The organism is Spirosoma gilvum, from assembly GCF_054776815.1.
The window spans coordinates 199,441-212,172 of record NZ_BAAHBH010000008.1 but is presented as its reverse complement, the minus strand read 5'-3'; the positions used below and the strand labels follow the sequence as shown (position 1 = coordinate 212,172).

The 12,732-nt window shown below is 48.3% G+C and carries 10 protein-coding genes; 4 read left to right on the top strand and 6 right to left on the bottom strand.

What is annotated here, in order from left to right; genetic code table 11:
- Positions 1–50: 50 nt before the first annotated feature.
- Positions 51–1,202 (bottom strand): esterase, encoded by a 1,152-nt coding sequence (locus ACYVFD_RS21410; protein WP_461092541.1) that lies wholly within the window; start codon positions 1,200–1,202, stop codon positions 51–53.
- A 118-nt stretch (positions 1,203–1,320) separates the two neighbouring features.
- Complete coding sequence (locus ACYVFD_RS21405) at positions 1,321–2,505, bottom strand: esterase (protein WP_461092540.1); 1,185 nt, start codon at positions 2,503–2,505, stop codon at positions 1,321–1,323.
- 439 nt (positions 2,506–2,944) lie between these two features.
- Between ACYVFD_RS21405 and ACYVFD_RS21400 the strand changes: the two genes are divergently transcribed.
- Complete coding sequence (locus ACYVFD_RS21400; protein ID WP_461092539.1) at positions 2,945–4,609, top strand: glycoside hydrolase family 28 protein; 1,665 nt, start codon at positions 2,945–2,947, stop codon at positions 4,607–4,609.
- 63 nt (positions 4,610–4,672) lie between these two features.
- Here ACYVFD_RS21400 and ACYVFD_RS21395 read toward each other — a convergent pair whose 3' ends face one another.
- Together ACYVFD_RS21395 and ACYVFD_RS21390 are read right to left on the bottom strand one after the other, a co-directional pair.
- Complete coding sequence (locus ACYVFD_RS21395) at positions 4,673–5,650, bottom strand: T9SS type A sorting domain-containing protein (RefSeq protein WP_461092538.1); 978 nt, start codon at positions 5,648–5,650, stop codon at positions 4,673–4,675.
- Positions 5,651–5,885: 235 nt separating this feature from the next.
- Complete coding sequence (locus tag ACYVFD_RS21390) at positions 5,886–7,262, bottom strand: AGE family epimerase/isomerase (protein ID WP_461092537.1); 1,377 nt, start codon at positions 7,260–7,262, stop codon at positions 5,886–5,888.
- 248 nt (positions 7,263–7,510) lie between these two features.
- On the opposite strand from ACYVFD_RS21390, the gene ACYVFD_RS21385 reads away from it, so the two are divergent.
- A complete protein-coding gene (locus tag ACYVFD_RS21385) occupies positions 7,511–8,989 on the top strand; it encodes a capsule assembly Wzi family protein (protein WP_461092536.1) in 1,479 nt (492 codons plus the stop codon).
- A 37-nt stretch (positions 8,990–9,026) separates the two neighbouring features.
- On the opposite strand, the gene ACYVFD_RS21380 is transcribed toward ACYVFD_RS21385, so the two are convergent.
- Positions 9,027–9,383 carry a hypothetical protein gene (locus ACYVFD_RS21380; protein ID WP_461092535.1) on the bottom strand — a complete coding sequence of 119 codons (357 nt, stop codon included), beginning with the start codon at positions 9,381–9,383 and terminating at the stop codon, positions 9,027–9,029.
- 163 nt (positions 9,384–9,546) lie between these two features.
- On the opposite strand from ACYVFD_RS21380, the gene ACYVFD_RS21375 reads away from it, so the two are divergent.
- Positions 9,547–10,428 (top strand): hypothetical protein, encoded by an 882-nt coding sequence (locus ACYVFD_RS21375; RefSeq protein WP_461092534.1) that lies wholly within the window; start codon positions 9,547–9,549, stop codon positions 10,426–10,428.
- Positions 10,429–10,465: 37 nt separating this feature from the next.
- Positions 10,466–10,990: a low affinity iron permease family protein gene (locus ACYVFD_RS21370; protein ID WP_461092533.1), complete on the top strand. Its 525-nt coding sequence runs from the start codon at positions 10,466–10,468 to the stop codon at positions 10,988–10,990.
- A 56-nt stretch (positions 10,991–11,046) separates the two neighbouring features.
- Here ACYVFD_RS21370 and ACYVFD_RS21365 read toward each other — a convergent pair whose 3' ends face one another.
- Positions 11,047–12,684 (bottom strand): hypothetical protein, encoded by a 1,638-nt coding sequence (locus tag ACYVFD_RS21365; protein ID WP_461092532.1) that lies wholly within the window; start codon positions 12,682–12,684, stop codon positions 11,047–11,049.
- Positions 12,685–12,732 lie beyond the last annotated feature (48 nt).

Genomic DNA, 12,732 nt, shown 5'->3' with positions numbered 1-12,732 from the left:
CCTCCCTACGGTCGGAATGACAAAATAACATCCTATAGCTTTCATCAAGCTTATTTAAACAGCATTGGGGTGTACTCATTCAGGTATTGCCGCCAGTTGACCCAAGTGTGGCCACCCGATGATTCCTTATACTGGTATTTGATGTTGTGTTTGTCGAGCAGGGCCAGCGTCTTTTTGTTGGCATCCATCACAAAATCGTCTTTGCCGATGCTTACCCAGAAAAGCTTCTTGCCTTTGTTGAAGTTGGGATCGTTGAGCACTTTAGCATATTTCGTGTCCGCTTCATCGGCCGTTGCTCCGAAGAAACCAGAGCTAAATACACCTACGTAGTTGAACAGTTCAGGGCGGGTTAGGGTAACATCCAGCGTCTGGAATCCACCCATCGACAGCCCGGCAATCGCCCGGTTCTCGGCATTGGTCAGCGTACGGTAGTTTTTCTCAACGTTGGGCATCACTTCTTTCAGCAGTTCGCTGGAGAACAAATCCCGCAATTGATTCATCATCTGAGCATTCGGCATTCCGTTTGAAGGAGGAAGTGGCATGCTACCGTTTGGCATCACGACAATCATGGGCTTGGCTTTCCCGGCCGCAATCAGATTGTCCAGAATGAAACCCGACCGACCGATTGTGTTCCAGCCCGAATCATCGTCACCGCCACCATGCAGTAGGTAAAAAACGGGGTATTTTGTGCTGCCTTTTTCGTAGCCCGGTGGCGTATAGACGTGCATCCGGCGCATCATGTTCAGCGTGTTTGATGAATACCAGACTTCCCGTACTTCACCGTGTGGCACGGCTTTATTGTCTTCGAAAGCGGTTTCCGGACCCGTCACGGCCATCATGTTTTCGAGACTGCTGATGCCCTGCTTGATAACCGGGTTTTTCGGGTCCATTGTCCGAACGCCATCAACCATAAGCGTGTAGGAATAATAGTCAGGCTTCAACGGGCCAATCAGCACCGACCACACACCCTGCTCATTCTTCGTCAGGCTAAGCGGTTTTGGGTTCGACAGAAAGTCGCCACCAACGGTTACTTCGCTGGCTTTAGGGGCGTAAATCTGGATCATCACCCGCTTATCATCCAGCACTTTTGGCGATTTGAGGGTATCGTTGGGTGTTCGCTGCTGCTGCATTTGCGCCATTACCGATGGCGCCATAAGGACCGTGCATACGGCCGTGTACAGGAGTTGTTTGGGGAAATGCATAATCGGGTTGGGAATCTAAATGGATAATGTGAAGGATGAAGAATGGATAATGTAAAATGAATAATGGAAGAGCCGACAATGATTATCCATTATTCATTTTACATTATCCATTAACTAGTTATTTGTTCCGCCATAGGTTGGGCAGGAGTTTATAATACAATAAATGCCGCCAGGTAGCCCAGTCGTGGGCACCGTCGCCCCCGACGTAGTACTCGTGTTTGATATTGTGTTTTTGCAGGGCTTCATGCAGAGCGATGGCTCGCTTTCCAATGGGCGCGTTGGCTTCGTTGGTCCCCTGCCCTACCAGCAGGTAATCGACTTTCTGATTTGCCGATGGGTCGTTCAGGAAAGCCGTGCTGGTGGTTTCGCTGTCCACATCACCCGCGCTCAGGATACCGAACGAGCTGAACAGATCCAGGTTTTTCAAGCCAACAAACTGTGTATGCCGCCCACCCATCGACAGACCCGATAAGGCCCGGCCTTTACGATTCGGGATGGTGCTGTACGTTTTATCAACGAAGGGAATAATCTGCGTTTTCAGCTCTTCTTCAAAGAGAGGGAACGTTTTGGCCGTATGGTTGGGGTCGTTGCGGTGAACGACCTGGTTATTCGGCATGGCAATGATCATCGGAACCATTTTGCCTTCGGCCAGCAGATTATCGGCAATAAAATTGGCCCGGCCATCGAGCGCCCAGCCAGACGCCAGCTCACCACTTCCACCCACCAGATACAGCACCGGATATTTCTTTTTGGGCGAATAACCGGGGGGCGTATACACGTACATTTCCCGCTCGCCATTCAGCACGCTGGAGTGATAGACATGTCGGGTTACGGCTCCGTGCGGTACGGGTCTGGCATCGTAATAAGCTGGCCCATCGCCCGGAACAACCAGATTGCTATAACCCGGCTGATCGTTGAATCCCGTCAGAGTGTTGTTTGGATCGGGCACCGTTACCCCGTCGATAACGAACTTATAGACGTAGATGTCCGGCTTGATCGGCCCAACAGTCAGCGTCCAGAGACTGTCCGTATCTTTTTTGAACGGGATGGGATTTTTGGCCGATAGCGCCAGTAAGATTGGACCGCCCGTGAGCATCACCTGTTTGGCATCCGGGGCTTTCAGCCGGAACGTCACGGTACGGTCGTCGCGCACTTCGGGCGAAATAACGCTGGCTCCAAAAGGCACCAGATTCTGTGTATTCTTCTGGGGATTCCAGTCCAGGTTTACATGCGCCTGTTGAGCTTTCAGGCCGAAACTAGCCGTGAATACCAGAGCGATACTCAGACTGTAAACTCGATGCATAGTCATGTAAGTAGCTTTGCGTCAAAAGTACATAAAGATTATGAGCAACTAGTAATTCACCAAGGTTTTTTTGTAGCTTTTCTGGACGCCTTGATCATTGAAATGACTGATTTTTACGAACGGGCACCTATGTAGTACAGTGTAAATTAAGTTTGCTTGCGTTTCTCCTCCACGTTCTGTGAGGACACAGACCGCGGGGAAGGGGTAGAGGAGAAAAACTAGACTCATCCGAAGATTCCTCCTTCGTCGGAATGACAGAAAAATTAATTTACACTGTATGTAGCGAACTTCCCGAAAGTTCTAAACTTTCGGGAAGTTGATAACGCCCTCGCAAACCTGACAACGTTCCCGGCAACGATTGCGTAAAAAAAGGGCAATCGTTTCTTGAATGCGTCTTAATTTTTGGGTCATTTTACTTGAATAATTTGCCCGAACGCTCATGAAAACACTTGCCGGATTAGCTTTCGTTGCCTTAACAGCCGCCTTCCGATTCGTTCCTGATCACCAACCAACAAGTCGCTATACGTCAGCCGCTGGTCCTAATCTGCCAAAAGTATTGGCACCAACGTTTCGTAAGGATACGCTCAGCATCAACAAATTCGGAGCCGTAGCCGATGGGCTAACCCTCAATACGGCCGCCATCACCAAAGCCATTGACCAGTGTAATCGTGCTGGTGGCGGGGTCGTGCTAGTCCCACGTGGATTATGGCTAACGGGACCTATAGCGCTCAAAAGCAATGTCAATCTGCACCTGTCAGAAGGAGCATTGCTGCAATTCACCGATCAGCGTAGTGCGTACCCACTGGTCACTACAACCTGGGAAGGCGAAGAAGCCGTTCGAAATCAGGCCCCTATTTCGGGTACCGATCTGGAGAATATTGCTATTACGGGCAAAGGTATTCTGGACGGGTCGGGCGACGCATGGCGGATGGTAAAACGCAGCAAAATGACCGACGATCAATGGAAAAAACTGGTAGCCTCGGGTGGCGTTGTGAATGACAAAAAAGACATGTGGTATCCATCGGAACAGTCATTCAAAGGAGCCACCGCATCGGCCATCAAATCGGGTCAACCGATGAGCTACTATGAGGGTATAAAGGATTTTCTACGCCCGAATATGCTGAGTCTGACCCGCTGCAAACGCATTCTGCTAGAAGGTATTACGTTTCAGAACTCACCGGCCTGGTGCCTGCATCCGTTATTATGCGAACATATTACTTTGCGGCACGTTACGGCTAAAAATCCCTGGTACGCCCAAAATGGCGATGGCCTTGATCTGGAGTCTTGCCGGAACGGTCTGGTCGAAGACTGTACGTTCGACGTGGGCGACGATGGCATCTGTATCAAATCGGGTCGTGACGAGCAGGGGCGCAAACGGGGGGTTCCGACCGAAAACATCATTGTCCGCAACTGCCGGGTTTACCACGCCCACGGTGGTTTTGTGATCGGTAGTGAAATGTCGGGTGGAGTGCGTAATCTGTACGTGTCGAACTGCACCTTCATGGGTACCGACGTAGGTCTTCGTTTCAAAACAGCTCGTGGACGTGGCGGAATTGTTGAAAATATTTACGTAGATGGCGTCGATATGACCAACATCGCCGGCGAAGCCATTCTGTTCGATATGTACTATGCAGCCAAAGACCCGGTTCCTCAACACGGGGAAAGTAATGAGCTGCCTCAGATTCCGGCTCAGCCACTGTCGGAAGGAACCCCTCAGTTCCGGTCGTTCCAGATTCGGAATGTAACCTGCAAAGGAGCCGAAACGGGTATTCTGGTTCGGGGCTTACCCGAAATGGCAGTGAAAGATATTCTGATCGAAAATGCGGTGCTGCAAAGCCGGAAAGGCTTGGTCTGCATCGAAGCGGAGAACATTCGATTGAAAAATGTAGCGCTGATCTCTCCGGCAAAGACCCTGATGCAGGTTCAGAACAGCCGTGGTCTAGTCCTCGACAATATTCGATATACCGACGGTACTGACTTGCTGATGCATATATCGGGCGACCGTTCCAAAGACATCAAGCTCTTGAATACCCCTACTTCGAAGGCCAAGAAAACCGTTGAAACCGACGCCAATGTACCAGCCAACGTGTTGACGATGAAGTAGAGCGGTTTACGGTTGGCTGACGCCAGAGTTGCTTTCGCGTCAGCCAACCGTAAACTGTAAACTTTACTGGACGACAACTTTGATTGCCTGGTGCTGCGTCCCGTCTGCCTGATTCAGCTTCAACAAATAAATCCCACTTGAAACAGGTGCTTTTACCGAAACTGACACTTTATTGGGGTCGGGTGTTTTACTGACATTAACTGGAACTTCCATGCCCGTTTCGTTAAACAAACTGATTATTGCCGACTGAGCGTCGCGCATGGATACCATAAAGCTTCCTCCCACATTGGCGTTTGGATACACCCTGACCGGCATCCCCTGATCGGATTTATATACGACGGAAATTATACGGGAATACTCTGTGGTTCCACTCACGTCTTTTTGCTTCAGACGGTAGTAATACGGTACGCCTGTTTCTACATTCGAGTCAATAAACTCATAACTCGACACCTGATTTGTCGTTAGCTTTCCTTTGATAAACCCAATCCCTTCAAATGAGCGGGCATCGGTACTCTTCTGAATCTCAAACCCTTCGTTGGTCGATTCCCATTCAGTAGCCCAGTTCAGCACGACCCCTGTTGATGCAGAGGAACCGTAAAAGGATACGATCTTAACGGGTAAGGGGCCTGAAAAAACCGTTTGGGTAGCACAGGTACTTGTACCTTGAGCCGATGTACTACCAATTAATACCAAACTTCCGCTGCCCGTACAAGGCATCACAATAGTTGCAGTAGGAAAAACTTGATTCGTTCCCAGAGGCAAAGCTGTAAATGGACCGCTACAGTTTACGATAGCCGCTGGAGTGCCCGAATAACATATCTGTACGGTAGTAGACCCAACTGTAAATGTATACTGGACTAACTTAACAGAATTGCCGGTCTGATTAATTGTTACAGTTGGCGTAAACAAAAATGTGCAATTACCAGCACCATTCGTAGACTGAGAAATCAGGCTGTAACTAGTTGTACTGGCACATGGATCTTGCTGGGCAAACGAATTTCCTGTTGCTATTAACAGGAGAAGCTGAAAAAGTTTTTTCATTGACTCTTAAAAACAAAAAGCTAAAAAATAGTAAACCAATTTTAGTTTTTCGTTAAAAGAGAGTCAGGTCTTGTAATCCGCAAGTAGATATAATCAACTCATCTAAGCAACTACGGCACAAAATTAGGTACTAAATCTCGATATATAATTACCTATTCAATATTTTTTAGCATGGGAATAGATAGTCGTGGCGATAGGGTAGCATATAAACAATCGTTGATCCCTATAGATAAAATCAATGCTTAACCGCTGAATGATTACTGGATTTGCTTTTGGAGCGGTCGACACAACCCGTAAGCGCCCGGTAGGTATGATAGGCCGCTTTCCAGATGTGGCCCTTCAAAGCCGTTTTGCGTTCAGGGTCTTTATCCAGCCCTTCTTCATACCAGTCGCCGTGTTCGTGGTCGATCATGTAGGTCTGTACGTATTGCCAAAGGAGCTTGTACTGATCGAAATAATGCATGGGATCATTGGGGAACTGGTCGGCCATCAGCAGTAGCGTATTTAAGCCCTCAGCCTGTGACCACCAGTTTTTGCTCTCATCGATGATGGTCATACCTGGCTTATTGCGGAAATAATAGCCCTGATCGTAGAAACCGCCGACTTTTTTGTCCCAGCCGTTGGCCAGTGCATGATCCACCATCCGTTTGCCAACCTGAAGCGTTTTGGTGTCGTTCTTTAGTCCCAACACATACGACGCTTCAAACATCAGATAAGCCGTTTCCACATCGTGGCCAAATGAAACATGGTCCAGATTGCGATGTTTCAGAATGACCGTTTCCGACGAATCGCGAAACGAAACAGGCTTCCAGTCGGGCTGAAAGAAGAGTACCAGATTACCCTTGGGCGAGGTAATCACGTCGCGGACGAGGTGAAGCATTTCATCGAGTCGCTCACGAACGAGCGGGTCGGGCCATACGGTATAGAGTTCGGTGAGTGCTTCGAGCAGATGGATAGAACTATTCTGGTCTTTATAGCCAAGATCGGAAGTAGAGGGCACCGACGCGTCGCGTTTGATCGGCGTTCCATCCCGGCGCATGTGCTGAAAATACCCTTTATGAACGGGGTCGTGGCTATGTTTTTCCAGCCAGGCAAAGGATTTTTTCGCCAGATTCAACGCTGCCGTATCATGCGACATGTGATAATAAGCACTTAACGCGTAGAGTCCGAAGGCATTTCCGTACACCAACTTCATATCGCCCCCTTTGACAGTACCCTTCCGGTCGACCAGGTTGTAAAAACCACCGTATTGCTTGTCCCACATTACGTCGCGCAGAAATAGAAAACCGTGGTGGGAATTGTCTTTATAGTAGGTAAAAGACGGGTATCGCTCAGCCGCTTTGGCCGTTGTCCAGACATGCCGGGCCTGAGTCACGATCATTTTGTCCTGCGGTCCGGTCGGCGTAAAATCGTAGGTAAACGTACTGAGAAACCCGCCAAACTCTTTATCGACAGCCTGCGGGTACCATTTATTCAGCATTTCAGTTTGAATGGATTTCTCCATTTCGGCCGCAATACGCATCCGGTCGTCGGTAATCTTTTGAGAATGGGCCCAATGGGCTATACTTAGAAACAGGGTAGCGAGTGCAACAATCAGGGTAGTGATTTTCATATTTACCAGGCTATTAAGAATGCTTTCATCAGGTCCGCATTCCTTCAGACGTAGAAGTCATGTCTGCTAATTTTCTCACCACTCTGGTGTCCATTACACAATAAACGCCCACTCGCTGTATGCACTCAAATGATATTCAGGTATTATTCCTGCTTCATATTTTCCATTAATCAACCTTTCAATAATTTGTATCTACCATTCCTGAAATACATTATCTATTTTTAAACACCATGAACACACCTTAGCATATGAAGTTAACTTTTCTTGTTATTGGCTTACTTACTACGTCAACTTTCTCGCTATATGGCCAATCGAACTATACCCATCAAGCCTATGTAGAAGTGGGTGGCATAGTGTCTTCGGCAACGCATACACCTTTCTGGCTTCAGGCAAATCAGTTTGGTATTATTCCCAAATCATCGCCAACCGGTACGCTGCGGGCTGGTCTGGCTGGTGCCATCTCATTAACCGATACAACCCACAAGGCGTCCAGTCGGGCCTGGATCGTACGTTATGGGGCAGAAGTTGTCGGAAATGCTGGAACCCAAAGTCAGTTGTTGGCTCCCGAATACTATATCAAGCTATCTCATCGACGGATAGAATTTGTAGTGGGTCGTCGGAAAGAGGTGATTGGTCTGGTCGATACAACCCTTACGTCAGGTTCATATGCGTGGTCGGGAAATGCGCTGCCCATTCCTAAAATTCAATTTGGGACCAAAGGTTTTGCCCCACTTGGCCGTAAACAATGGCTAGCCATTAATGCCTTTATCGCCCACGGGTGGTTTGCCAATACCGATTATATGCAGCATTCCTACCTGCATCAGAAATCGCTTATCCTTCGGATAGGAAAGCCCGTTGCGTCGATAAGAGGTTATATTGGCATCAATCATAATGTGCAGTGGGCTGGGCATTCCGATTATATAGACCCACGACTTGCCGCTGATGGTCAGCTTCCCAATCAGCTCAGTGATTATCCCAATGTACTGTTTGCCATTCGTACGGGTGGGCTAAACAATCCGCGTATTACCTCCTTCGATTACACAAATCTGTATGGAAACCACGTGGGAAGTATTGACTTTGGGGTTGAACTACGACTTCCTGCCACTCAGCTAATGTTATATCATCAACATAGCTATGACGATGCTTCGGGGATGTTTTTTCAGAATGCGCCCGATGGGTTGAGTGGCCTCCGAATCAGGCCATTACATAAAGGCTTGTCTTCATTTCACATCGATGACCTGTTAATCGAATACCTGTCAACACTAAACCAGAGCGGCCCTACATTTTATCAGGATAATACCCATACCAAAGGCGCTGACAACTATTTCAATAACGGTCAGTACAGTGAAGGATGGGTGTATAAAAATCGAATTATTGGTACTCCGTTTATCAGTCTCCAATCCGACGTACGCCCTGAAAATCAGCATAACACAACCTGGGCCGTTAATAACAATCGTGTGCAGATGGCTCATCTGGCCATGCGTTCGACCATAGCCCGTCGAATTAGTTTGATGGCTAAACTATCGTTCAGTCGGAATCTAGGTGCCCCCGGCGAGCCATTGCCGGGATCCCCCACTCAATTTTCTTCATTGATCCAGGTCGAAAGCCCGCTAAACTGGGTGGGTGGTATGTCATTCAGAATGGCAGTCGCAGCAGATGTTGGGCAATTATACCCCAACGCCATTGGTGGTTATATTGGTCTTCGAAAACAAGTATGGCATCGGTAAGTCTTACCGATGCCATACTTGTGGTTGTATCGAAAAATTAACGCTGATTGCCGTTCGATGACGAATCGCGATTCATCCGATTGCTGTTGCGTTTCATTTTCCGACCATTGCGACCCTGCCCCTGCGAATTTCCCTGATTCATTGTTCCGTCATTCATCGTTGCTGAGCCCGAGCTATTGCTGTTGTCAGTCGAGTTCATGCTCCGATCCGATGATTTCTTATTCATCTTAGCCCGAGGTTGTTGCCCACTTCGGCTTGTGGGGTCCGATGATCCATTTTGTGCGGATGATCCATTCGTTCCGTTACCCGTACCACTCCCCGTGGTCGATTGTGCCTGCGCGCTGAAGCTGGCTACCGCCAGAAACAGGGCTCCCATCATTACGATCTTTTTCATTGGTTCTGTTGAGCAATTATGTTTCCACTGACTAACTGCGTGTTCAACAGAATGGCCATGAATTAATCGAAAATTAATTAATAAATGAGCATACGGAGATGGATCACAATAAACCAAACCAGACTTTGCGGGTTTAGTGGATATTGCCTTATACTCAGTACCTATGAATAAGGTTAAACCACCATCCTTACATGTATTGATTCCGATGATGACCGGTCCTTACCCAGCGGCTGCGCTTTCTATAGCTTTACCCGTCCGGCTAAGCCTGCTCACGGGTTTACTGGGATTTACACTGGCTGGCTGTACCAAAATTTACCACAGCCGACGCAGTATTCAGGAACTGAACCAGACCTTTGCCGTCAACAAAGAGCAGACGTTGTTTTACTCCGACCGTAACGGACATACCCAAAAAAAACAGCTTACAAAGACAATACAGGCGGCTCTCTACCTTCAGAATGATACCCTGTTTGTTGAGCCCATAAAGACATCGTTACGCCCGAGCGACAATAACCCGACCACACTGGATGTATCGGATTCTGCTTTTGTGTTTTTTGTCAATCCCAAACCGAAGAAAATTCCGGTCGATGGCAAAAGTCCCTTGTTTCGGTATCACTTCACCTCGTTCGATATGGATCTGGTCACGGTTCCGTTCAAATACCGACTGGCTCAACGAGGGCAACCGCCCGAACTGACGACCAATGCCAACGCTGCGTTCTATGCAGGACTTCGCTTCGATCAGGGTTATCAGCGGAATGTTTTTTATCACCATGAGCAACGGTCCGATATTCGTTCGTTTAGCCTGGGCATTGGCGGTCTGGCCGGCATTGGGTCGGCAACCGTAGGGCCTTTCTCGACCATGGACCAGGTAACAGACGACTACGAAGGAGCCTGTCTGAGTTATGGGCTGGCCGCTATTTTCGGCTACCGGGCTGTAAGCCTGGGGCTAGCGTTTGGCTATGATACCTTACTGGATCGCAACCGGGCCAGTTGGATTTACCAGCACAAACCCTGGCTAGGCGTAACCATTGGTCTGAATTTAAATTAACCCTCTATTTACAAGTTCACTTAGTAAACATCACGTTATGGAAGCTTCATTCAACCCCACAGAACATACACACAAAGGCTTTTTTGAGCGCTTTTCGTCATCGGTAGCCAAAGCCACTGGCTCATCGGTAGCCTTTATTCTGGCGCTGGCTTCGGTTGTCGTCTGGGCGGCTTTGGGCCCGTTTTTTGATTTTTCTGAAAACTGGCAACTGGTCATCAATACCGGAACGACCATTATTACATTCCTGATGGTATTTGTCATTCAGAAAGCGCAAAACAAAGAATCGCTATCGGTTCAACTCAAACTAAACGAACTGATTGCGGCCACCAAAGGAGCGAGCAACCGACTGGTAGCCAGCGAAAATCTAAGTGAAGAAGAACTGGAAATTCTCTACAAACACTACTGCGCTATGGCGGATTTGACCAAGAAAACCAGCGATTTACGCAAATCCCACTCGGTTGAGGAAGCTATCGACAAGACGGAAGAAAAGCTAAGTATCGAGGCTCACGAAGTAGCTCACAAAGAATCGGCTCATAAAAAAGCTGTCCATAAAAAAGCATGATAGAAGGTCCATCATGCTTTCCAACCAACCTACAATAAACAATTTACCTATTTTCCTTATTCACCTTTTCGCTGCCTGCGATCGTTTTTCTGAGCGGCCACGGGGTTCGTTTGTGCCACAAACTCAATAAAATCGATTCGAGCGGTTTCTTTTCCATCGGCAATGCCCGTTAGTTCAATGGCATCACCGGTGTTGATTTTTACATTGGGAATGGTTTTTCGTCGCCAGCAGTCTACGTCTTCGCTGAGCTTCCACGACGCCTTTTGTTTTCCGGCTACTGCCAGCGATAAACTTCCCTGACCGCCTTTTTCATCGACATACGAAACCACTACATCATATACCCCCGACGCCTGATTGAAGGTCGATTTGGCCGTTCCTTTGCCGGTAGTCTGCACACATTTTTCAAGCAGAAATTTATCTGAAGAATAACCCGACAGCGTCATATCTTCGGCTTCAATGCCCATGATGGGTGTAAACCTGGCCACGCCCGCTTCGCTCAGGCCATTCCGAACGGCCCGTAGATTCGAATATGGTGACCCATCGTAATGTTTGATACCAATGCCTTTGGAACCGTTATCAACCGATATTTTAATGCTCGATTTGATGATCTCAGGCGTGGTGAGCAGACGAGTCGGTACACCGGGGATAATTGGAATATCTTTGCCCATAAAATATTGGGTGGTCAATATCCGCGACTTCCGATCCGATTTCTGGTAGCCATTCTGTTCGGTATGGGTCGATAGGTGAACTGAGTTGATATTCCCTTTCAGTTCTTCCAACGTTAAGCCCGATGTGCGGTCGTTCAGGTCATTCAGCCGGAAATCGATAGCCGGATTTTCGTGGTGGATTTTATCGGTTACCTCCTTGTAAATCTCGGTGGTACAATCCCGTCGAAATTTGCGCCAGTTGCTCAACTGCGGTTCGGCATAAGGGTTATCTTTCAGAACGGGGATGGCCGCTTCCATATCAAAACCCATCGCTTTGGCCTTGTGCTTGCAGGAACCACAAAAACAGGAGCCGCCCTTCACCGGATCGTCCGACCGGCTGAACAGCAACATACAGGTCTGGATGTAATCGACATCGTAATGCTTCGCCAGATCGGTGTAGAGTGTCGTCAGATACGCCCGTACATCGGGGTTATTGGTGCAGGGCCGATCGACAGGCTTATCGTTTATATCGCGCTGTTTGTATTCGGGATGCGCGTTCAGCACCTCAACGGGTATGTATGTATGCGATACCTCAACCCCAGCCCGTAAGCCTCTAGCGTGCGCTTTATCGAGTACGATTTTCAGCCAGTCGGTTTCGTTCAGCCAGGATTCGCGCGACATCAGGGGTTTGATTTTTCCGTACATGGCCATATCCGGCTTGAAATAGGCTCGGGAATCTTCGGCATCCCACGACCAGCGAACGGGGTTATGTATGAACGTAAACGTGCCAGGTAGTTTGTCGTTATTGAACGGGCGATGTTCTTCATGCATAACAGCAATCAGGTATACCGAATTGACGCCAGCAATACGAGTCATGTTGTCCAGAATCAGGTCGATCCCTTCATCGTGTACATCCCAGGGATAGATACTGCCCGTCACCTCGAAGGCCGGAGCCGGAACATTTGAGCGCTTCAGGGGCTGAGCCTGCACCCACTGAACACACAGGCAAAAAAGTGCTGCCAGAAGATGGCGTTTAGTAAGAGTCATCAATGTCATGGCGTCTTTTGAATAGAATGAGAAAGTTGAGTTTAGTCG